Here is a 21,262-nt window from a genome sequence, read left to right on the forward strand (position 1 = left end):
TTTAATTCCTTACCTATTTCTTTTGTTCAGTTTTCAAAGAACTGTGTGTTTCTAGCTTGCCGCTCGTTTTGGCGACTTTATTAGATTACCATGTCGCAACCCTCATTGTCAACAGCTTTTTTCAAAAACTTTTAATCGTTTAAGTAAAGCTTTCAACATGTCAGTATTCCTTGCGACGAAGAATAATATACCACCATTTTCGCTCTTGTACAATAGTTTTAACGAAAAAAAGTTAACTTTTATTTAAGCCATTATACAGTCATAACGCATTCTACTAGATAAGCGTATCAATAAGTTGCAGCCATACAAGATATAGTGAAATGATATTTCATCAAATACACCTTCATTATATTTCTCATTTTCTAAAATCCTATACTCAAAACGCCAGACAAAACAAAAAGCCAGCAATGTGCTGGCTTTTTGCGAATCAATTACTTTTCTGAATGACGCATTTGCGGGAATAAAAGGACATCACGGATAGAAGGTGAGTTTGTTAACAGCATAACAAGACGATCGATTCCGATCCCTAGTCCGCCTGTTGGAGGCATTCCGTACTCAAGCGCCTCTACAAAGTCTTCATCCATCATATGTGCTTCGTCGTTTCCTTCAGCACGTTCTTTTAACTGCTCTTCAAAACGTTCACGCTGATCGATCGGATCATTAAGCTCTGAGAATGCATTTGCATGCTCACGTCCGACAATAAATAACTCAAAACGATCTGTGAAACGCGGATCTTCAGGATTCTTCTTAGCTAGAGGTGAGATTTCAACTGGGTGACCGTACACGAATGTAGGCTGAATCAGTTTTTCCTCAACAAAGTGCTCGAAGAATTCATTTACAACATGGCCATAAGACATGTTGTCTTTTACAGGTACTTTATGTTCTTTTGCTAAAGCACGTGCTTCTTCGTCTGTCATTACTGGCCAGAAGTCTACACCAGCGGCTTCTTTAATCGCATCAACCATGTGTACTCTTTTCCAGCGCGGCTTAAGATCTACTTCGTAGTCGCCATACGTTACAGTAGTTGAACCTAGAACATCCTCTGCGATATGGGCGATCAAGTTCTCGGTTAACTCCATGATATCAAGGTAATCCGCATATGCTTCATATAGCTCGATCATCGTAAACTCAGGATTATGACGAGTCGATACCCCTTCGTTACGGAATACACGGCCGATTTCATAAACCTTTTCAAGTCCGCCTACAATTAGACGCTTTAAGTGAAGCTCGATTGCGATACGCATATAAAGCTCCATATCAAGCGCATTATGATGCGTGATAAACGGACGTGCAGATGCTCCACCTGGAATAGAGTGCATTGTAGGTGTTTCTACTTCTAAATAACCATTATCATCTAAATAGCGTCGCATAGAACGAATGATCTTAGAACGAGAAATAAAAGTATCCTTAACTTCTGGATTCATAATCAAATCCACATAACGTTGACGATAACGCTGTTCAACGTCTTTTAAACCGTGGAACTTATCCGGAAGCGGGCGCAAGGATTTTGTCAGCAGCTGAAAATCTTTCGCTTTAATCGAAAGTTCTCCTACTTTCGTTTTGAAAACTAATCCTGTTACTCCTACCCAGTCACCGATATCAATCGTATTAAATAGTTCGTATTGCTCTTCACCGACTGCATCTAATCTTACATAGATTTGAATCTTGCCTGTTAAATCTTGAATATGAGCGAATCCTGCTTTACCTTTTCCGCGTTTGGTCATAATACGGCCAGCAAGGGTAACTGAGATTTCTTCGCTATCTAAATCTTCTTTTTCTTTTTCTCCGTATTCAGATACAAGGTCACTTGCTGTATGTGTACGGTTATACTTTGTACCAAAAGGGTCTACTCCTTTTTCTGTTAGAGCAGCTAACTTTTCTCTTCGTACGCGCAGCAAATCATTTAATTCTAATTCCTGACTCATGGGAACACTCCTAGCTTTAGCAGTTTTGAATATCTATTATGGTATAAGTTAAGTTCTCGCCTAAAGGAACAACAACAGTAAATGTTGAATGAACGGCTTTCCCTATTGCAGCTTTTGCGATCGGGGACTGGACAGATATGAGATTTTCACGAGGATCCGCTTCAAAAGGATGAACGATTGTGTACGTATACCTTTCCTTATAAACAGTGTCCTCTATTGTAAGAACAGAGCCTGGTTCTACAAAGTCTCCCGCTTCTCTTACAATCGGCCATGTGACGGATCGAGCTAAGATATCCGTTATCTCGGCCATTCGTGACTGAATGAATTCTCTTTCTGGAGATTGCCTGCATTCCTTTTTGCGTTTTAATAGGTATTGTAATTCTTGTTCTAGATTCCTGGTGCCTTCTTGGGTGAGTTTAAGCATAGCCATATGCCATTCCTCCTCAATCATTATAAAAGAAAACACCAGATGTTTGTTAATTAAGCAAACAACAGCCAGTCATCTGATGATCTGGCTGTATTTTGCTAGCTTTAGCTGATTTTTTGCAGTTCTTCAATTTGCTCTACATAACCAAACAATAGTTTACTCATGCCATCACGAGTAGTCATCTGGTTGATCTCATTTCGGACAGAACCTGTTTGCGGCAAACCTTTTAGATACCATGCTGCGTGTTTTCTCATCTCTCTTGCAGCAACATCTTCACCTTTTAGTTCGATCAAACGGTCCATATGAAGCATGCAGATTTCCATTTTTTCGCGAGCAGTAGGTTCTGGAGCGATTTCTCCGTTTTGCAGATATTGAACGGTACGATAAAGCATCCAAGGGTTGCCTAGAGCCGCTCTTCCGATCATCACACCATCTACTCCGTATTTGTCCAAATGCTCTTTCGCTTCTTGAGGTGTAGAAATATCACCATTACCGATTACAGGAATCGATACGTTCTTCTTCACTTCACCGATGATGTCCCAGTCTGCTGTTCCTTCGTACATTTGAACACGTGTACGCCCGTGCACAGCTACTGCCGCACCACCTGCACGTTCGACGGCTTGAGCGTTCTTCACAGCAAAAATATGGTCTTCATCCCAGCCGATCCGCATTTTTACAGTGACTGGTTTTTGAACGGCATCAACAGTCGCAGCTACCATCTCATAAATCTTGTCTGGGTCTAGCAGCCATTTTGCTCCTGCATCACATTTTGTGATCTTCGGAACCGGGCATCCCATGTTTATATCGATAATGTCTGCGTTTGTATGTTTATCAACGTATTTAGCAGCAGCAACTAGAGATTCACGTTCTCCGCCAAAGATCTGCAGACTAAGCGGTTTTTCGCGTTCATCTACATAAAGCATCTTTAGGGATCTTTCATTCTCATGTAAAATTCCTTTGTCACTTACCATCTCTGCACATACGAGTCCCGCTCCGAACTCTTTGGCGATTAAACGGAATGCAGGGTTACATACACCAGCCATCGGCGCTAGAACTACTTGGTTTTTCAGCATAATATCACCGATTTTCAACATCCATATCACCTCGTTTCACTTGTTGGATTTGCTATCTATCTGCTTACTGTAACTCTTCAACGTTAATGCTGAACTGATTCGCTATTTTATGAAGCAAATCTACTTTGGGCTTTCGGCTGCCCCTTTCTACCTCGCCTAAAACGGATACTGAGATTCCTATGTCTTTTGCGAGCTGTTCTTGGGTATAGCCTTTTAATTTTCTGAACGCACGGATGCGTCTTCCGAGTCTGTCTTCTTCCATATGCGTACACCTTCTTTATCTCTTTGTTCGCAAAGGACTTGATGTAATGAAATTGTTTTCTCCGGATAAACATCATCAGGAGCAATTTCTCTTAGAGGTATGAGAACAAATGCCCTTTCAAGCATACGTGGATGCGGAATCGTTAACACTTCCGTCTGTATACTTACACTATTATACAATAAAATGTCAAGGTCTATTGTTCTTGGTCCCCACTTTTGAACTCGTTTACGGTCCAGTTTCATCTCCACCTCTTGCAGTTTGCTCAAAAGCTCCTGTGGAGAAAGACTGGTTTTGAGTTTTAATGCCAAATTTAGGAACAACGGCTGATCTGTAACACCAACAGGGTCTGTTTCGTAGATAGATGAAACGGATTCGATAGATATCTCAGAGTACTCCTCTATAAGTGAGATTGCTTTTAGAAGCAATTGCTCTCGATCCCCCATGTTGGAGCCAACTGACAAATAAGCGATATGGTTGTTCGCCATTTATGCGCGCCCTCTTGTGATTTCGACCGCCACCGATTCATAGTGACCAGGAATTGGGGGGTCTGGCTTTATAACTTTAATCGTTGCCTCATCAATTAAAGGAAACTTTGCAAGCAATGCTGCACAGATCGATTCAGCTAATGTCTCCAAAAGCTTTACAGAGTCACCTTCCACGATTTCTTTAACAGCTCCGTATACCTCACCGTAGTTGACCGTATAGTCCAGTTCATCTGAAAGTCCCGCTTTTGATAAGTCCATAGACAAAACTGCGTCAACGTTAAAACGCTGTCCGAGCTTTTGCTCTTCTGCAAAGACTCCGTGGTAGCCGTAAAATTTCATACCGTTCACATATATTTTATCCATGAGATAGCGCTCCTTTACCGAGCATGATATCCATCATCTTTGCCATTCTGCTTATTTCCTTTACATCATGAACACGTACGATTGAACAGCCTCTCTCGATTCCAAGGCAAACTGTTGCGCCTGTTCCTTCCACTCGTTCTTCTACTGGAAGATCCAGTGCCTTGCCGATCATTGATTTTCGTGAAGTTCCTAATAAAACAGGATAGCCCATCTCTGCGATTTCATTCAATCTTCTTATCGTTTCAAGGTTTTGCTTAAACGTTTTAACAAAACCAACACCCGGGTCCAAAATGATATTCTCAGGATTGACTCCCGCCTTAACGGTGATAGCAATGCTGTGCTCTAAGTCTGCAATGACATCCGGCATGAATTCTTGGTAGTTCGTATCGAACCGGTTATGCATCAAGATTACCGGTACATTCGTATCGGCCATTACTTTCGGCATGTCAGGGTCAAATTTTGCTCCCCAGACGTCATTAATGATATGAGCACCTGCTTTTACCGCTTGATAGGCGGTCTCTGCTTTATATGTGTCGATGGATAAAGGAACATCCACCTCATTTTTTAATGCTTCAATCACTGGAATAACGCGCTCCAGCTCTTGATCGAGCGGTACCTTTTGAGCTCCAGGTCTTGTGGATTCGCCGCCAATATCAATCATATCAGCACCATCCATCACCATTTGCTTCGCGTGGGCAACGGCTTGTTCAATCCGATTGTGATGTCCGCCATCTGAGAACGAATCAGGTGTGACATTTAGAATCCCCATCACATATGTCTTTTTTGAAAAATCCAGTACGTATTCGCCACAATTAAGCCTAGCCTGTTTTAATAACATTTCATGCATGGAGAATCTATCCTTTCAAAAATACATCAAATACTTCGGAGTTGTTTTTTTGTATGTTCGTTATAAAGTCTTCTGTACAGATCGAAAATTTCACCTTCAACACCAGGGAACTCTTTATCTTGAAACTTGTTCACTGGTACGAGTTCTTGGATGGAGTTCGTAAGGAAAATTTCATCCGCTTCAACTAACATCTCTATTTTATAATTCCCTGTTTCAAGAGGAATGTTCAGAATATGTGATGCTTTCATTACCCATTTTCGAGTGATGCCTTCTAAAATGCCTGTAGAAGTCCCTGGGGTATACAGCTTGTTATCACTGTACCAAAATAAGTTCGACACCGTTCCTTCGCTGATGTATCCTTCTTGTGTTAAAAAAACACCTTCTTGATTCACAGCGGAAAGTTCTCTCTTGCCAAGAATGCTGTTCAAGTAATGATGTGATTTAAGCCTCTTCTCACCCTCTGGTGTATTGCGCACCGTTTTTAACGGAATCAGTTCTTTTTCAGAAATGGTGCTGCTTTCAATGAGAGGTTTAGTATATAGAATTACGGCAGGTTTTTCGTAAGGAAGAGTCTGCAGCCCGATATCCCCCACACCCGCTGAAACATTCAATCTAAAGTAAGCATCATCCATCTCATTTTTGCGCAACAGCGTTTTTACCATTTTTAATACGGTATCCGTATCAAGCTCTAAGTAAATATTCAGCTCGTTTAGAGCTTCATGCAGCCTAGTCAAGTGTTCATTAATCAAAAAAGGGAAGCCGCCATACGTTCTGAACGTTTCGAACGCACCCATGCCGTACATGAATCCGTGATCGTACGGCGAGATGACTGCTTCTTCTTTAGAAACTACTTTTCCATTTAAATAGATGTACATGATGCTTTTTTACCTTTATAAAAATCGATAAAGTTTCGTAAAAGTTTCTTGCCGTCTTCCGTTAAAATGGACTCCGGATGATATTGTACGCCTTCAATCGGAAGTTCTTTATGACGGATTCCCATGATTTCTCCTTCTTTCGTCCAAGAAGAAATCTCAAAGCAATCAGGCAGCGTTTCTCTTTTAACGATTAGAGAATGATAGCGTGTCGCGGGAAACTCTTGTGCTAATCCTTCATAAACCGTTTTGCCGTCATGAAGAACCGGGGATACTTTTCCGTGCATCAATCGTTCTGCACGTACCACGTCTCCTCCGAATACTTGAGCGATCGACTGGTGACCTAAACAAACACCAAAAATCGGGATTTTTCCTGCAAAGTATGAAATAGCTTCTAAGCTTATACCCGCTTCATTTGGTGAACAAGGTCCTGGAGAAATCATTAAGAATTCAGGATCCAGTTGCTCAATTTCTTCTATCGTTATCTCATCGTTTCGTTTTACGACAAGCTCCTCACCCATCTCTCCTAAATATTGAACGAGGTTGTACGTAAAAGAATCGTAGTTATCAATCATTAAAATCATCTCGTCTCTTCTCCTCTCATGTGCTGTGTGTTAAACCAAAATTGACCCGAGCTCACTTTGCTCTTTGGCACGCCACAACGCCTCTGCTTTTTTTAAACTCTCTTTGTATTCACTTTCAGGTATGGAGTCAATCACAATCCCGGCACCCGCTTGAACGTGTGCAGTTTCATTTTGACATACCATCGTTCGAATTGCGATATTCATTTCGGTATCACCGTTAAAACCGATCCAGCCCATGCTTCCTGTGTAAACACCTCTTCGTACAGGTTCCAACTCCTCAATGATTTCCATCGTTCTCACTTTTGGAGCGCCAGTAATTGTACCACCTGGGAAGGTCGCTTTTATACAATCAAACGCATCACACTCTGGTCTTAATGTTCCAACCACATTAGAGACGATATGCATCACGTGCGAATACCTCTCGATCACCATAAACTCGTCCACATTTACGCTGCCATAAACAGAAACCTTACCAAGGTCGTTTCGTTCAAGATCGACGAGCATCACATGTTCAGCACGTTCCTTTTCATTTTGAATCAACGTGTTCGCAAGCTCCAGATCTTCTTCTTCTGTTCTCCCGCGCGGACGTGTGCCTGCAATCGGCCGGGTACTCACACGATCCCCTTTTTTCTTCACTAAAAGTTCAGGCGAAGCACTAACAAGCTGAAAGTCAGGGGTATGCAGATATCCCATATACGGTGACGGGTTAATTCTTCTTAATTCTTCATATATGTGAATCGGTGATGTTCGCAGCGCTTTTGACTGACGAACAGACAAGTTCACTTGGAACACGTCGCCTTCAGAAATGTAATCTTGAATCTTTTTAACCGCCTCTACAAAAACATCTTCTGTCATTGATACGTGCTTAAAATCATCTATAGGAAAGCTCTGACTATCTTGTTGTATATCCCGAGCAGACAGCGGAGCTTCCCACATTTCTTTAAAAGCACGAAGCTTGTCCAGATGATAAGGGTCATTCTTCTCTTTCCCTAGAACAAAGATCCAAAGTTTGTTAGTTTCATGATCGTAGACGAAAACATCTTTAAACAACAGAAAATACAAGTCAGGTAACTGCAGATCATCTTCTGAAGTAACAGGCAGTTTCTCAAATTCACGTGTAAGGTCATAGCTTAAATATCCGATCGCCCCGCCTGTAAAGTCAGGAAATCCTTCTACTCGTTCTACTTCAAAATCTTTAAACCAGTTTTGAAACTTCTCATATACCGGACCGTTTAAAACCGTCGAGCCTTCATCCGTTTGTATGGTTAATTCATTATGTTTACCAGTGACTTCAGCGAAAGGAGAAAGTCCGATGATGCTGTACTTTCCTGTTCTTCCGCTCTCCAACAAAACGTGGCGAGGTTCAGTCGCTGCTAAGAATTTATATTTATAAAACCACTCTTCTTTAGAAAGGTGTATACATGAATGCATGATATGCCATTTGTTGTTCATCCCCATACGGTCACTCTCCCAAAAATCTTCTGCTTACATTGTACATGAGGTGTTTAAGTTTGGCACATCTTTCTCCCAATTTCCTGCATTTACATGGGTTTTATCTCCATTTAAAAAGAAAGGATGTCTTAGTTAAGCCTTGTTGTTTTGAAAGAGGGCGATTTCCGTTACAGGTGCTCGCTTTCCGCGGGGCAGGCGGTGAGCCACATTTGGACGTTTCACTTTTAAGTGTCTCACCTGCCCACCTGTCCCGCAGGAGTCTCGCACCTTTCACTACAATCACCTTGCAATGATGAGAGAACAAAATAAATAATCTTAGAGAAATAACTCATCAAAAAAAGCCCCCAGAATAGGGAGCCCGAAAAATGATTAATCTTCAAACTGGTACAACGGTGTACTTAAGTAACGCTCGCCGTTACTTGGAATAATGGCTAATACCTTTTTGCCTTTGCCTAGCTTCTTAGCGACTTTTAGCGCTGCTGAGATTGCTGCACCTGATGAGATACCGCCTAACAGACCTTCTTCACGTGCTGCTTTTCTTGCCCATTCAAACGCTTCGTCATTTGAGATCGTTAACACTTCATCGTAAATGTCAATTTTTAAGATATCAGGAACAAAACCTGCACCGATTCCTTGAATTTTGTGCGGCCCTGGTTTACCTCCAGATAATACAGGAGAATCTGTTGGTTCTACTGCGTAAATCTTTAAATCTGGATATTTCTCTTTTAATACCTGCCCTGCACCCGTAATCGTACCACCCGTTCCGATTCCAGATACAAATGCGTCTAGCCCATCCGGAAATTGAGATAATATCTCTTGCCCTGTCGTATCTCTATGAATAGCAGGGTTCGCTTCATTCTTAAACTGCTGCGGCATGAAGTAGCCTTTTTCTTTCGCTAACTCTTCTGCTTTTCTGATCGCTCCGCCCATTCCTTCAGGACCTGGCGTTAAAACAAGGTCCGCTCCATACGCTCTAAGCAGGTTTCTTCTTTCTAAACTCATTGTTTCAGGCATTACGAGGACCGTTTTATAACCCTTTGCAGCAGCAACCATCGCCAAACCGATTCCTGTGTTTCCGCTTGTAGGCTCTACAATCGTATCTTCCGCTTTTAATTTTCCGTTCTTTTCCGCATCTTCAATCATCGCTAATGCGATACGGTCTTTTACACTGCTTCCCGGATTCATAAACTCTAATTTTAGATACACATCTGCCATATCCTCTGTTGTAATACGATTCAATTTAACAACAGGTGTCTGACCAATCAATTCTGTTACGGATTGCGCCACTCTTGCCATTTGCCATCACTCCTAAAACCGAGTATTTTTATTGGATTAATTGTAGCAACCCTGGAAATACCCTGTCAATTTTATTGCACACGTAAGTTATCTATTACAATGGTACGCAGAATTCTTCTTTTCATGTATAAAACAAAACCCGGAAAAATTCCGGGTTTAGGATTTTGCTTGATCCAGCAAGCTTTGAAGTTCTTCTTTTGAAAAGATATAAGTCGCATTACAGAACTGACAATTTGTTTCCGCTTGGCCGTCTTCTTCTATTATATCAGTGATCTCTTGCTCACCAAGACTGACGATTGCCTGCCCAAAACGCTCATGCGAGCACGTACATTGAAAACGTACTGGAGATTTTTCTAAAATTTGAACTTGATCTTCTCCTAAAAGTTCAAATAAGATTTCCTCTGGTGTCATTCCTTTTTCAATCAAACGTGAGATCGGTGGGATCGCGTTGATTCTCTCTTCTAGAAGATCAACGATTGTATCTGACGCATTCGGCATGACTTGAACAATAAACCCACCAGATGCTTTGATCGAATTATCCGGATTCACGAGAACTCCTACACCTACTGCAGAAGGAACCTGTTCAGATGAAGCAAAGTAATACGTAAAGTCTTCTCCAAGCTCACCTGAAACCATCGGCACTTGTCCCGTAAACTTCTCGCGCATGCCGATGTCTTTAAGAACAGATAAATATCCGTCCTTACCGACCGCTCTTGCTACATCCAGTTTCCCTTTGCTGTTCAGTTCAAAGTGTGTGTGCGGATTTGTAACATAGCCTCGTGTCTCACCTTTTGTATTGCTGTCTACGATGATTACGCCGATCGGCCCGCCGCCTTCGATCTTAACTGTGATGTTGTTGTCTTCGCCTTTTAGCATCATGCCCATCATCGTTGACGCCGTCATCGCTCGTCCTAGTGCTGCCGATGCTGTTGGCCATGTGTCATGTCTTCTTTGCGCTTCACTTACCATCTCTGTTGAGGAGATCGCATAAGCACGAATCTGCCCGTCAAAAGCCAGGGCTTTTATTAAATAATCATTCATCGAACTCATCCTTTAACCGTTCTTATTTTTATCGTAAATAAGTAAAAGACCTTTTAATGTCAAAAATGGATCAACGTGATCGATCACGCTGCTTTCCGCTGCAATTAAATTCGCAAGCCCGCCAGTTGCAATAACTTTTGGCTCAATCGAAGTTTGTTCCTTCATCCTTTTTACGATACCCTCTACTTGTCCTACATATCCATAAAGGATACCTGCTTGCATCGCGTTAACGGTGTTCTTTCCGATTACGCCTTCAGGCTTTGCAATCTCAATACGAGGCAGTTTAGCCGCCTTTGTATAGAGCGCTTCTGTGGAAATATTGATTCCAGGTGCGATTGCGCCTCCCATGTACTGTTTATGTTCGTTGATATAACAGTACGTCGTAGCCGTGCCAAAATCGACAATAATAAGCGGTGCGTCATATTCATGAATCGCAGCAACCGCATTAACGATTCGGTCAGCCCCAACTTCTCTGGGGTTTTCGTACTTAATATTTAATCCCGTTTTAATACCAGGCCCTACAACTAACGGACGTTGGTTAAAGTATTTTACACACATGCGCTCTAAAGCGAACATGATCGGAGGTACTACAGAAGAAATAATGATTCCTTCAATTTGCTCTTTATGAATATTAACGTGACGGAACAAATCGAGTATGAGCATGCCATATTCGTCTTCTGTTTTTTCACGTGATGTATGAATTCTCCAATGATGCTTTAATTCATCATTCTCATAGAGTCCTAAAACAATATTCGTATTTCCGACATCAAACACAAAAATCATGGAATTTGTCCCCGCTTCTTATCTTAAGTTTCTATAATAGTTATAACATAAAACGTATAGGTGTAAAGTAACCCGGCTTATTGTAGTATGGTTGGAAAATCTTCGGTGCTCTTGGAAGTGGTTGATTTCCGTTACAGGTACTCGCTTTCCGCGGGGCAGGCGGTGAGCCACATTTGTACGTTTCACTCTTAAGTGTCTCACCTGCCCGCCTGTCCCGCAGGAGTCTCGCACCTTTCACTCCAATCCACCTGTCAGTGAAGAGAAAGAACAAAAAGACGAAAATCATAAGAGTTAATCCCTGTCAAAAAACAGATTCTAAAGGATTATCGCCAGAGAAGCTTTCAAAAATACTTCTTTGAATAGCTAATTGGAGCGGAAGGGCGAGACTCCTGCAGGATGAGTGGGACAGGTGAGACCATTCAATGACGCAACGCGGCGAATGGGCTAACCGCACACCCTGCGGAAAGCGAGTCCTGCAGCGGAAATTAGCCTCTTCCAAAACTGCAAAGTACATAGAAAAAGGACACCTCGACATCTGAGGCATCCTTTTTAAAAATTAATCTTGTTTTGGCTCTTCATCTTTTTTGTTAAGTGTTACTTTAACATCATCAGATGGATTTGAAATCGTTTTTCTGTCAGGAAGCTGACCTGTCTTAACGAGTTCTTTGATTTGCTCTTCATCAAGCGTTTCTACAGTTAGCAATGTTTGAGCGATGATCTCTAACTTAGAATTGTGTTCAGTAAGGATCTGACGGCAGCGCTCGTAAGATTCTTTGATGATGCGCTGAACTTCTAAGTCGATCTCATGCGCGATTGCGTCACTATAGTTTTGCTCGTTATTGAAGTCTCTTCCTAAGAAGACTTGACCGCCTTGCGATGAACCGAACTGCATCGGTCCTAGACGTTCACTCATACCAAACTCAGTAACCATGCGGCGAGCAATTCCAGTCGCACGCTGGAAGTCATTATGAGCACCAGTACTTACTTCTTTGAACGTAATCTCTTCGGCAACACGGCCTCCAAGAAGTCCAACGATTTTATCTTCTAATTCAGGTTTTGTCATGAAGTAACGGTCCTCTTTAGGAAGCATTACTGTGTAACCACCAGCTTGGCCACGAGGGACAACGGTAACTTTATGAACAGTATCTGCACCTTCAAGAACTAAACCAATAACAGTGTGGCCCGCTTCATGGTAAGCTACAATGTTCTTTTCTTTTTCAGAAATCACACGGCTCTTTTTCGCAGGTCCTGCAATAACACGGTCGATCGCTTCATCAACGTCATCCATATCAATCTTTTTCTTATCAGAACGGGCAGCTACTAACGCCGCTTCGTTCAATAAGTTTTCAAGATCCGCACCAGAGAAACCTGGCGTACGCATTGCAATCGTTTTTAAGTTAACGTCTTCTGCAAGCGGCTTGTTACGTGCGTGCACTTGAAGTACCTCTTCACGTCCTTTTACATCTGGACGGTTAACCGGAATCTGACGGTCAAAACGTCCTGGACGAAGAAGGGCAGGATCTAGAATATCGGCACGGTTAGTTGCAGCGATGATGATGATACCTTCGTTTGCACCGAAACCGTCCATTTCAACTAACAATTGGTTAAGCGTTTGTTCACGCTCGTCATGGCCGCCGCCAAGACCAGCTCCACGCTGACGTCCAACTGCGTCAATTTCATCGATAAAAATGATACAAGGCGCATTTTTCTTTGCATTTTCAAACAAGTCACGAACACGTGATGCACCGACACCAACGAACATCTCAACGAAATCAGAACCTGAGATCGAGAAGAATGGAACGCCAGCTTCTCCTGCTACTGCACGTGCAAGAAGTGTTTTACCAGTACCCGGAGGTCCCACTAAAAGAACACCCTTTGGAATACGGGCACCTAAAGCAGAGAATTTACGCGGGTCTTTCAAAAATTCAACAACTTCAACTAGCTCTTGTTTCTCTTCATCTGCACCAGCTACGTCTTTAAACGTAACCTTTTTCTTTTCTTCGTTATACAGTTTCGCTTTGCTTTTCCCAAAGTTCATAACACGGCTTCCGCCACCTTGGGCCTGGTTCAACAAGAAGAAGAATAAGATAAAGATAATAACAAACGGAATAATTGAGGTGAAGAATGTCACCCAGCCACTTGTCTGTTCCTGCTGTTTAAATTCTACATTTGCAGAATCAGCAAGCTTTTCAACCTCAGCAAGTGTGTTACCTGTTAATGGAGCGTTTGTCTGGAATACTTCTCCTTCTTTAGCTCCCTCTAGCTGGCCGCGGACAACATATACGCCGCCCTCAGGCTGGTAAACGATGCTTTCTACTTTGCCTGATTCAATGTACTTAGTCAGCTGGTCATAACGAATTTCTTTGACTTCATTGTTGTTGCCGTTGAAAAAGCTAACTACTCCAACTACAACTAAAAAGATTAATAAATAAAATATAGTATTACGGAAGATGCGATTCATTCCTTACCTCCTTAGGCGAACAATCAAATCTTATGCGGTTTTTTATTCTTACTTTTCGTAGATCTCTGGCTTTAACACGCCAATGTAAGGCAAGTTGCGGTACTTCTCGATGTAGTCTAATCCATAACCAACAACAAAAGCATCAGGAACGATAAAGCCAGCAAGATCTGGTGCGATATCAACTTTTCGTCCTGTTGGCTTATCCAGCAAAGTTACAATCTTAACCGATTTCGCTTTGCGTGCCTTAAATAGTTGTACGAGATAGCTAAGCGTTAATCCACTGTCAATAATATCTTCTACAATGATAACGTCTCGACCTTCTAAGGAAGTATCTAAATCTTTAACAATTTTTACTTGACCGGAAGAAACGGTAGATGCACCATAGCTGGAAACTGCCATTAAGTCGATCTCGAGATGGATATCCATTCGTTTAATCAGGTCTGCCATAAAAGGTAGAGCACCTTTTAGAACCCCAATTACTAATGGAAAACTATCCTTATATTCCTCAGAAAGCTCTTTTCCAAGTTCTTTGATCTTGTTTTGAATAGCTTCTTCGGATATAAGTGTTTCTAAAATTTCATCATGCATGTTCAACAAGCCTCCTAGACGTCATGGCGATTTTTTTGAAAGCGTAAAATAACCCAATGTTCAGATTGATCTAAAGAATAGCGTCGAGTGTGTTTCAGTCCGGGAAGCCAAACGATCTCGCCGTTTGCATCAACTACAATCGGCCAAACTTTCCGTTCTTCATGCGGCACTTTAGCATCAATAAATATATCTTTTAATTTCCGAGAACCGACGCCGGCAATCGCCATCCGGTCACCTGGTTTTCGGCTGCGAACACGCAACGGGAGACTTACATCTTTCATTGAAAACACAAAAACATCTTTTCCTCTTAGTAAAGCGGGCTCACGATCTGTTATTTCAGCAATAACCATTCCATTTGGCAATTCCACACTGCCTGGCAGCTTTAGTGAATAGTCATATGACCATTCCTCATTTTTTACGTCCTGCTCAAAACTTAATAAACATCTGTCATAAGTTCGGCTGACAACTAAACCTGACGGAAAATGCAAAGACCCAGATGGATGCTCACTTCCGAGCAAACTAAGAAAGTTTTCCTTATGTACAGAGGAAAGAGATGAAGGATTAATTTTATACAGATAGTTCAATATTAGTGTAATCCCTCTTTTTTGTAAAGGAATAGGCATCTTGTTAAAAGCGGATACAGATAACTCTATTTTCCCCTCTGTTTGACTGATTAAAACCTTTTCTAACTCTATTTCAGCCAGTTTCAATATATACGCTTCATCTTCAGAAATAGTTTCACTTAAATGCTGAAATCTTTCATGTACACTAGGGTTTTCCTTTTTTAAAAAAGGAAGAACATTTTTTCTGAATCTGTTTCGTACATATTTGTCACTCTCATTGCTTGAATCATAAACGGGAAATAGGTTTTCTACTTTACAATAATGCTCGATTTGCTTCTTTGTTATTCCTAAAAAGGGACGAATTATTTCTCCATTTGCAAACGGCCGCCTTACAGGAATTCCTCCTAAGCTTAAGCCTTCACTGCCTCTTGTCATTCTCATGAGGATCGTTTCTACTTGGTCATCACCGTGGTGCGCAAGTGCGAGTGCATCTGCTTGATGTTTGTTCATCACTTCTTCAAAGAACTTATATCTGCAAGTTCTTGCAGCTGTTTGAAGCGATAAGCCATGTTCTCTTTGATAACTTGCAACATCCCCATTGCCGCCTTCAAATACAATATTTCGTTCATCACAAAAGCTTTTAACAAAAGCAAGCTCTTTAGCAGATTCTTCACCCCGAAGCTGGTGGTCGAATGAAGCTGCAATTACTTTGATTTTATAAAAAGAGGACCTTTTCCACAAATAATGCAATAAAGCTAACGAATCAGGTCCGCCAGAAACACCTATCACTACTTTTGAGACCGATGAAAGAAGCTGGTGTTTTCTAATAAAGTTCTCCACTTCCTGCAAAGCGAACCGCTCCTTCACTTTCAAAATCTTTTTAAAAGGCTGTTCTTAGTTAGCGTACTGCTTTTTGGCAATCTTGTTCCTTCTCTCCATTGACAAGTTGATTGGAGTGGAAGGTGCGAGACTCCTGCGGGACGAGCGGTCAGGTGAGACCCTTAAAGGCGCAAGGCGGCAAGGGGCTCACCGGTCGCCCCGCGGAAAGCGAAGCACCTGGAACGCAAGTCAACTACACACAAGAGCAACTTAGTCTTACGAAAATGCCTTTTAAAAATCATAACAAAGAAATGCAGGAACTAACACCATTTACATCGTCTGACCGAGCATGTAAAACAAGTACACAACAAAAACAAAGGTAAACACTAAAAAAGTTTCTGCGATAAAACTGCTTTTCTTTTTCTTTTGACCTTGTCTCGTTGCAGTCTGTTGAGGAGCTTGCTGGCTCTGCTTTTTGGGTGATCTGGCTTTATCCCTGTCATTTAACAAAAGAACGAGTTCATTTCTCATCTCTTCTGCATAACGGTATTTTCCGTTCCACGCTTTTTCCAATATAGAAGCGTATGGCTTCAGCATCGGACTTCCTGCTATTTTCGCTTTCATTTGTTTTTCAGGATCAGCACTTTTCGAAAATCGTGAAGGGTAAGCCAAGTTCACCATTACCATCCCTGCTGAGAACAGATCATATGAGGGCTCTGCTTTTCGGGATCCCTTCCCCCAGTATCCCCTATCATAGAATTCGGTATATTCCTTGATCGATCTGTCCATCACAGTTGTTCCTCCAACGTCTATCCATCTGATGCGATAGGGAGGTCCTGTTACGAGTAGATTATCAGGCTTTAAATCACCAAATGCCCATCCAGCCTGATGCAGTGTATGAAGATCTGTCAGAAGCTGCACGAGCAAAATGCCGGCCCACTCTGAAGATTTTGTTTTCATAAAATCAAACAGCGTTTCTCCTTTTAAGTACTCCATCGCATAAAAAGGATACGTGCTATTACGTGCCACCCAGTCATCCACATCGATTAAAGAAGGTCCAAGGACTTTCCCCTGGACCTTAGAAAAACGCTTCAGTACATTCACTTCAGATGTGATTGACATCTGATCATGTCCGATTTTAAGGGCGACCACTCCACGATCTGAATCAGCCAGATAGACTGCGCCTGTCGCTCCATATCCTAGACGGCGTCGGATTCGATACTTAGAGTGATTCCACTTTCCGCGGATTTCCTCACCAACAACTAAGTTACATACCGGACTCGTTCGTATATCCTGGGGCATCATCGGACGAGAATCTCCTTTTCGACGAACGTTTGCGACCAAAAGCGGCAATTCCTTCTTTTATAGCAGGTCCCGTTGGTGTGATTCCACCAAGTGTAATTTTAGAGAAGATTTTACCGATCGAGTCTAGTTTGGATGACCAGCTTAATAACTCTTCCGCTTCTGATCTTTTCCCTGGGAAGACATAGATCGAAAACTCATTATCACCGATTCTGGAATTTAACGAGATAGATAGATCAAGCAGAGATTCTTGAACCGTAAGCATCTTGTCTTCCATCGAGCCTGAAGCATCGATTAGAACCAAGATTTCGAGATTCATTGTTTCTCCCATCTCATCTACAACTTCAATGACTTCCCCTCGTTTATCGGGAGGAAGGTCTTCCATCGTCGACTGACTTCCTAGTATTTGCTGCAATTCAGCGTTAACGACTCCTTTTATCGTTTGAGCCATAGCTTTTTGTGTGACCATCTTAACGGTTTGTGCTAGCTGCTTTGTGTACACCACCTGACTGATTCCACCGCCAGCCATTGCAATTTCCTCAACTTCTTTTAAACCTTGTCTATGATACTCAGGAGCATTTTCGTTAAGTACACCGATGACATTAACAGCAATTCCTTGTTCGTGAGCAAGTGCAGCCATCGCTACTGGATCTTCACCTTGGTTTGAACACCCATCTGTAATAAGCAATATTTGACGCAACGTCCCTTTGTTCCGCATTACTCTAACCCCTCTCGCGTACGAATTTTAACTATTACCATCATCGTCAAGAAAGTTATGGTTTATACGCGTAAACGAGACCGGTTAATCTGCGTTCGGGGTGCTGACTTAAAATACTGTCGAGTCTCAGCTATTTACTGTCGACTTTTTAAAATTTACTGTCCACTTTCATCAAAATACTGTCCACTTCTTGAGTTTTACTGTCCACTTTTGAGAAAATACTGTCCGCTTTTTAATTTCTGCAGCAAGTTTATGGACGAGCATACAAAAAGACCCCTCTAAAAAGAGGGATCTCCTATTATCTTAATCTATTGAGCTTTTTTGCGGCTGATGTTCACTTTCGGATAATGAGGTACCGTTGCCCACTTTGGAATGTTCTTTTCAATCTTTGTCACTGCAACCGTCATGTCGTCCTCTATTCCGTTATTTCCAGTACGGATGACTTCTTCCATAATCAGATCTGCTATTTCCTGAGGATCATCGGTATCGATCTCTCTGATCTTGCGCTTCAGCCACGCATCAATGTTCTCGATATGACGAGGGGCTTCATAGATACCGTCACTCATCATGATTAAAATATCCCCTGCTTTTAACTGCTCATCAACAACGTCCACATCAAAATCCTGTATGATCCCCATAGGGAGGTTGCTCGCTTCAACCGTCTTAATCTGATCACCACGTTTAATAAAACTCGGCGTGGATCCGATTTTTAAAAACTTAGCAGATGCATCTTGCAGATCGATCATTGCAAGATCCAGCGTTGAGAAAATTTCGTCTGTCGTACGCAAAGAGAGAACCGAGTTGACTGACTTAATGGCTACTTCTTCTTCAATTCCGGATTGAAGAATCTTTTGAAGCAGCTGCAGCGTTTCGTTGCTTTCGATGAAAGCTCGTTCTCCGTTACCCATTCCATCTGCGATCGCAACCGCAAATTTCCCAGCACCGATCTCTATCGTCGAATGACTATCTCCAGAAAGCCACGCTCCCCCTTTCGCAGCGGAAGCAATTCCGGTTTCAACCACAAATTCTCTAGCCGAATGAAACGATAGATGACAGTAGCCTGTTGCGTAGTTCGCACACTCCTCATGTGTAACAAGAATCGTTTCTTCTAAAATATCAGAAAGGATTGGCGCAATCAGCTTTTCAGCGATCCCTGAACCGCCACAATAAGGAATGGTCATTTCAATATCAACATTTGATGTTTCTAAGCTGTAAATATCTACGTGACCTACATCGATTCCTGCTTGAGACAGAGAATCTTTAATCTGCTCTTCTTGAATCTGATGGTTCTCTTGTTCACGCTGAATCTCTTTTGCAAAGTCACCCATAACCTGTGAAACGCCCATCAGCTGATCAGCTACTAAACGGCGGCTTTCTTGCACTTGTATCTTTAATTTTTGGGAAGCTCTGTATTGAGTCAGCTCTTGTTTCATCAAGTCTGTTATCTTTTCAGGCTTGATGCAGTGCCTTTCCCAGTCACGCTTTAATTTTCTGTCCTTGATATCACTGTAATCCTCTTGCTCCACCATTAGTTTAGTCATAAGATCGTATGTCGTTGTAAAATTTTGAGCCCAGCACTGTTCCTTTTTAAAACACGTCTGGCACGTCTTTTCTGTAATATTGCTTAAGAAAAGATCTACTTCACGTGAGCTTTCTTCTTCATTTAGCGAAGAACCTACCGATTGAAACGAGTGTGACAACGCTTGAAAAAGACTCGAAAATCGTTCTACACGGCTTGCCGTTACATCCCGGATCTTTTTCAAATATTGCTGCTGCTGCATCGAATGCTCCCTTGTACCAGGCACATATTTCGAGATGTTGCTGATCGCCGTTTTCGGTGTTAATAGGAAGAGCAGAACAGCAAAGCCAGACTCCATCAGTGTTGATGTGATCTCAGCCCGACCCTCACCATACAGACCAATCAGCACGGTACCGATGATCAGCCCTAAGCTCACACCAAACCGCTTCCCTTCTTTCAAAAGACCCCCGAGCAAACCAGAGAACGCTAAGAGACTCATCTGAGACAAACTAGCCACTTGGGCGAGACTAAGGATAAGACCTGTCACAACCCCAACGGTCGATCCGATCGCTGCTCCTCCTACAAACGCAAACAGCAATACTAAATAACGGGAAACAACATGTTCTACTGAAACATCATTGATCTGCCAGCCGATTGTTCCAGTCATCACAGATGCGAGCAGAATCATTAAGCATACGATTTCTTCATTTTTTAAAGATTGAGGAATTTTTTTATTCGTTAAAAGCGGTATGCTTTGAAGAAAGATTAACGTGAGGACTAAGCTTAATCCCCCTTCTACAAGCGCCAGCATTGTATCGACCCGCTCTAATCCACCCTCGCCAAACATAGAAAATAAAGTTCGTGTGATTAAAGAGGAGCCAAAAACTAAAAGAGGCAAAGTTTGTATACGGTTCTTTATGAAAAGATCTGTCCCTTTTTGGAGACATGCATAAACGAGCAAGGCACTTATAAAGAATAAAGCATTCATCGGCTGAAGTGACATCGCTCCTGCCAATACAGCAAATACGGCAATGCCTGTCCGCTCTTTTCTTAAAACAAAGACACTGGCCGCAAAAGGTAAAGCGAATGGAGACATCTCAGCCAAAATCATAGCTCGTCCTAACAAAAAGCCAATTCCAAACAACAGCATTCTCCAATTAAAAATGCTCTGGTTCAAAAGCTGAAGCCATCTCTTACTCGTTTTATAAACCGCTTGCTGGCCTTTTTCTACCCACACCATTCCCCTGATCGGTTCGAGTACTTCTTGTTCAACCTTCTGCCACATCCCATACACCACCCGTTTCCAATTTGTGTAACCATTATAAACAGGTTTAGAACAAAGATTTTGTCAAAAGAACAATGTTGGTCCAAAAAACTTCTCGACGGACTTCACCACTATTTCACGAAAGTAAAGCAAAAGCGGACACCATTCGTACAAAAAAGAAAAAGGAATTTTCATTTTTAAAAGTATTAGGGAGAATTATGAAGAAAAATAAAAGTGATTCATTGGGGAAGTTAGTTTTCGAGTTTCAGGTTGTTCCCATTAAGCACGGTCTTGGTGTTGTTAAGGTACGTATTCTTTTATTTCTTACACGTTCGCGCGGCTACCCTTCATCTACGCGCAGTCGAATGAGGTTTACGCGCAGCTGAGCTTCATTCTCACGCACAAACGAACGATTCGCCCGCGCTTCTCGGGGATTTGCGCGCACCACAGACTATATAGGAGATTTTCTGTATCAAATTAGGATTTTACGCACGAAAGTAAGGGAGTTCCAGCTATTAATATCAGAAATCTTATGAGCTAATACGAAAATTTCAGAGGGATTTTAATAATATCTTGCTTAATCCTGCAATACAATCACACTGTTTAGCTTTGCGAGAC

22 protein-coding genes are annotated in these 21,262 nt (G+C 42.0%); 1 reads left to right on the plus strand and 21 read right to left on the minus strand.

Going from position 1 to position 21,262, the window contains the following annotated elements; translation table 11 throughout:
* Nucleotides 1–431: 431 nt before the first annotated feature.
* The 18 genes from lysS to tilS form a co-directional block, all read right to left on the minus strand.
* Nucleotides 432–1,925, minus strand: a complete 1,494-nt coding sequence (lysS, locus tag QUF49_RS00065; protein WP_289493689.1) for a lysine--tRNA ligase — start codon at nucleotides 1,923–1,925, stop codon at nucleotides 432–434.
* 16 nt (nucleotides 1,926–1,941) lie between these two features.
* Entirely contained in the window at nucleotides 1,942–2,355 is a 414-nt protein-coding gene (locus tag QUF49_RS00070) for a GreA/GreB family elongation factor (protein WP_289493690.1), read from the minus strand.
* 101 nt (nucleotides 2,356–2,456) lie between these two features.
* Nucleotides 2,457–3,446 carry a tRNA dihydrouridine synthase DusB gene (gene dusB / locus QUF49_RS00075; RefSeq protein ID WP_289493691.1) on the minus strand — a complete coding sequence of 330 codons (990 nt, stop codon included), beginning with the start codon at nucleotides 3,444–3,446 and terminating at the stop codon, nucleotides 2,457–2,459.
* A 43-nt stretch (nucleotides 3,447–3,489) separates the two neighbouring features.
* Nucleotides 3,490–3,687 carry a helix-turn-helix domain-containing protein gene (locus QUF49_RS00080; RefSeq protein WP_066238222.1) on the minus strand — a complete coding sequence of 66 codons (198 nt, stop codon included), beginning with the start codon at nucleotides 3,685–3,687 and terminating at the stop codon, nucleotides 3,490–3,492.
* Complete coding sequence (gene folK, locus QUF49_RS00085) at nucleotides 3,639–4,172, minus strand: 2-amino-4-hydroxy-6-hydroxymethyldihydropteridine diphosphokinase (RefSeq protein ID WP_289493695.1); 534 nt, start codon at nucleotides 4,170–4,172, stop codon at nucleotides 3,639–3,641. Before folK ends, QUF49_RS00080 begins: the two co-directional genes overlap by 49 nt.
* A complete protein-coding gene (gene folB, locus QUF49_RS00090; protein WP_289493696.1) occupies nucleotides 4,173–4,535 on the minus strand; it encodes a dihydroneopterin aldolase in 363 nt (120 codons plus the stop codon).
* Nucleotides 4,528–5,373, minus strand: coding sequence for a dihydropteroate synthase (folP, locus tag QUF49_RS00095; protein ID WP_289497542.1), 846 nt, complete (start codon nucleotides 5,371–5,373; stop codon nucleotides 4,528–4,530). Before folP ends, folB begins: the two co-directional genes overlap by 8 nt.
* A gap of 35 nt (nucleotides 5,374–5,408) precedes the next feature.
* Nucleotides 5,409–6,257 carry an aminodeoxychorismate lyase gene (gene pabC / locus QUF49_RS00100; RefSeq protein WP_289493698.1) on the minus strand — a complete coding sequence of 283 codons (849 nt, stop codon included), beginning with the start codon at nucleotides 6,255–6,257 and terminating at the stop codon, nucleotides 5,409–5,411.
* The gene (gene pabA, locus QUF49_RS00105) at nucleotides 6,242–6,838 is read right to left on the minus strand and encodes an aminodeoxychorismate/anthranilate synthase component II (RefSeq protein WP_289493700.1); all 597 of its coding nucleotides are present in this window, start codon (nucleotides 6,836–6,838) and stop codon (nucleotides 6,242–6,244) included. Before pabA ends, pabC begins: the two co-directional genes overlap by 16 nt.
* Before the next feature lie 30 nt (nucleotides 6,839–6,868).
* Nucleotides 6,869–8,290, minus strand: a complete 1,422-nt coding sequence (locus QUF49_RS00110) for an anthranilate synthase component I family protein (RefSeq protein WP_289497543.1) — start codon at nucleotides 8,288–8,290, stop codon at nucleotides 6,869–6,871.
* Between the two features lie 132 nt (nucleotides 8,291–8,422).
* Nucleotides 8,423–8,557: a hypothetical protein gene (locus tag QUF49_RS00115; RefSeq protein ID WP_289493702.1), complete on the minus strand. Its 135-nt coding sequence runs from the start codon at nucleotides 8,555–8,557 to the stop codon at nucleotides 8,423–8,425.
* Between the two features lie 102 nt (nucleotides 8,558–8,659).
* Complete coding sequence (gene cysK / locus QUF49_RS00120; RefSeq protein WP_289493704.1) at nucleotides 8,660–9,586, minus strand: cysteine synthase A; 927 nt, start codon at nucleotides 9,584–9,586, stop codon at nucleotides 8,660–8,662.
* Between the two features lie 156 nt (nucleotides 9,587–9,742).
* Nucleotides 9,743–10,627: an Hsp33 family molecular chaperone HslO gene (gene hslO / locus QUF49_RS00125; RefSeq protein ID WP_289493706.1), complete on the minus strand. Its 885-nt coding sequence runs from the start codon at nucleotides 10,625–10,627 to the stop codon at nucleotides 9,743–9,745.
* A 12-nt stretch (nucleotides 10,628–10,639) separates the two neighbouring features.
* The gene (locus QUF49_RS00130; protein ID WP_289493708.1) at nucleotides 10,640–11,410 is read right to left on the minus strand and encodes a type III pantothenate kinase; all 771 of its coding nucleotides are present in this window, start codon (nucleotides 11,408–11,410) and stop codon (nucleotides 10,640–10,642) included.
* A gap of 18 nt (nucleotides 11,411–11,428) precedes the next feature.
* Nucleotides 11,429–11,641: a hypothetical protein gene (locus QUF49_RS00135; RefSeq protein ID WP_289493709.1), complete on the minus strand. Its 213-nt coding sequence runs from the start codon at nucleotides 11,639–11,641 to the stop codon at nucleotides 11,429–11,431.
* Nucleotides 11,642–11,966: 325 nt separating this feature from the next.
* Entirely contained in the window at nucleotides 11,967–13,871 is a 1,905-nt protein-coding gene (gene ftsH, locus QUF49_RS00140; protein ID WP_289493710.1) for an ATP-dependent zinc metalloprotease FtsH, read from the minus strand.
* Between the two features lie 48 nt (nucleotides 13,872–13,919).
* On the minus strand, nucleotides 13,920–14,459 hold the full coding sequence (gene hpt, locus QUF49_RS00145) for a hypoxanthine phosphoribosyltransferase (RefSeq protein ID WP_289493711.1): 540 nt from the start codon (nucleotides 14,457–14,459) through the stop codon (nucleotides 13,920–13,922).
* A gap of 14 nt (nucleotides 14,460–14,473) precedes the next feature.
* Nucleotides 14,474–15,862 carry a tRNA lysidine(34) synthetase TilS gene (tilS, locus tag QUF49_RS00150; RefSeq protein WP_289497544.1) on the minus strand — a complete coding sequence of 463 codons (1,389 nt, stop codon included), beginning with the start codon at nucleotides 15,860–15,862 and terminating at the stop codon, nucleotides 14,474–14,476.
* 106 nt (nucleotides 15,863–15,968) lie between these two features.
* Between tilS and QUF49_RS00155 the strand changes: the two genes are divergently transcribed.
* Nucleotides 15,969–16,115, plus strand: coding sequence for a hypothetical protein (locus QUF49_RS00155; protein WP_289493713.1), 147 nt, complete (start codon nucleotides 15,969–15,971; stop codon nucleotides 16,113–16,115).
* A gap of 56 nt (nucleotides 16,116–16,171) precedes the next feature.
* Here QUF49_RS00155 and QUF49_RS00160 read toward each other — a convergent pair whose 3' ends face one another.
* From QUF49_RS00160 to spoIIE, 3 genes are all read right to left on the minus strand, one after another.
* Nucleotides 16,172–17,146 carry a serine/threonine protein kinase gene (locus QUF49_RS00160; protein ID WP_289493714.1) on the minus strand — a complete coding sequence of 325 codons (975 nt, stop codon included), beginning with the start codon at nucleotides 17,144–17,146 and terminating at the stop codon, nucleotides 16,172–16,174.
* Nucleotides 17,109–17,861, minus strand: coding sequence for a hypothetical protein (locus tag QUF49_RS00165; RefSeq protein WP_289493715.1), 753 nt, complete (start codon nucleotides 17,859–17,861; stop codon nucleotides 17,109–17,111). Before QUF49_RS00165 ends, QUF49_RS00160 begins: the two co-directional genes overlap by 38 nt.
* Nucleotides 17,862–18,169: 308 nt before the next feature.
* Complete coding sequence (gene spoIIE / locus QUF49_RS00170) at nucleotides 18,170–20,665, minus strand: stage II sporulation protein E (protein WP_289493716.1); 2,496 nt, start codon at nucleotides 20,663–20,665, stop codon at nucleotides 18,170–18,172.
* Nucleotides 20,666–21,262: the final 597 nt, after the last annotated feature.

It is taken from the genome of Fictibacillus sp. b24 (genome assembly GCF_030348825.1).
Classification (GTDB): domain Bacteria; phylum Bacillota; class Bacilli; order Bacillales; family Fictibacillaceae; genus Fictibacillus.

Coding starts and splice junctions, on each gene's coding strand:
- lysS (WP_289493689.1), bottom strand. CDS start 1,925: ATGAGTCAGGAATTAGAATTAAATGATTTGCTGCGCGTACGAAGAGAA.
- QUF49_RS00070 (WP_289493690.1), bottom strand. CDS start 2,355: ATGGCTATGCTTAAACTCACCCAAGAAGGCACCAGGAATCTAGAACAA.
- dusB (WP_289493691.1), bottom strand. CDS start 3,446: ATGTTGAAAATCGGTGATATTATGCTGAAAAACCAAGTAGTTCTAGCG.
- QUF49_RS00080 (WP_066238222.1), bottom strand. CDS start 3,687: ATGGAAGAAGACAGACTCGGAAGACGCATCCGTGCGTTCAGAAAATTA.
- folK (WP_289493695.1), bottom strand. CDS start 4,172: ATGGCGAACAACCATATCGCTTATTTGTCAGTTGGCTCCAACATGGGG.
- folB (WP_289493696.1), bottom strand. CDS start 4,535: ATGGATAAAATATATGTGAACGGTATGAAATTTTACGGCTACCACGGA.
- folP (WP_289497542.1), bottom strand. CDS start 5,373: ATGTTATTAAAACAGGCTAGGCTTAATTGTGGCGAATACGTACTGGAT.
- pabC (WP_289493698.1), bottom strand. CDS start 6,257: ATGTACATCTATTTAAATGGAAAAGTAGTTTCTAAAGAAGAAGCAGTC.
- pabA (WP_289493700.1), bottom strand. CDS start 6,838: ATGATTTTAATGATTGATAACTACGATTCTTTTACGTACAACCTCGTT.
- QUF49_RS00110 (WP_289497543.1), bottom strand. CDS start 8,290: ATGAACAACAAATGGCATATCATGCATTCATGTATACACCTTTCTAAA.
- cysK (WP_289493704.1), bottom strand. CDS start 9,586: ATGGCAAGAGTGGCGCAATCCGTAACAGAATTGATTGGTCAGACACCT.
- hslO (WP_289493706.1), bottom strand. CDS start 10,627: ATGAATGATTATTTAATAAAAGCCCTGGCTTTTGACGGGCAGATTCGT.
- QUF49_RS00130 (WP_289493708.1), bottom strand. CDS start 11,410: ATGATTTTTGTGTTTGATGTCGGAAATACGAATATTGTTTTAGGACTC.
- ftsH (WP_289493710.1), bottom strand. CDS start 13,871: ATGAATCGCATCTTCCGTAATACTATATTTTATTTATTAATCTTTTTA.
- hpt (WP_289493711.1), bottom strand. CDS start 14,459: ATGCATGATGAAATTTTAGAAACACTTATATCCGAAGAAGCTATTCAA.
- QUF49_RS00160 (WP_289493714.1), bottom strand. CDS start 17,146: ATGATGCCCCAGGATATACGAACGAGTCCGGTATGTAACTTAGTTGTT.
- QUF49_RS00165 (WP_289493715.1), bottom strand. CDS start 17,861: ATGCGGAACAAAGGGACGTTGCGTCAAATATTGCTTATTACAGATGGG.
- spoIIE (WP_289493716.1), bottom strand. CDS start 20,665: ATGTGGCAGAAGGTTGAACAAGAAGTACTCGAACCGATCAGGGGAATG.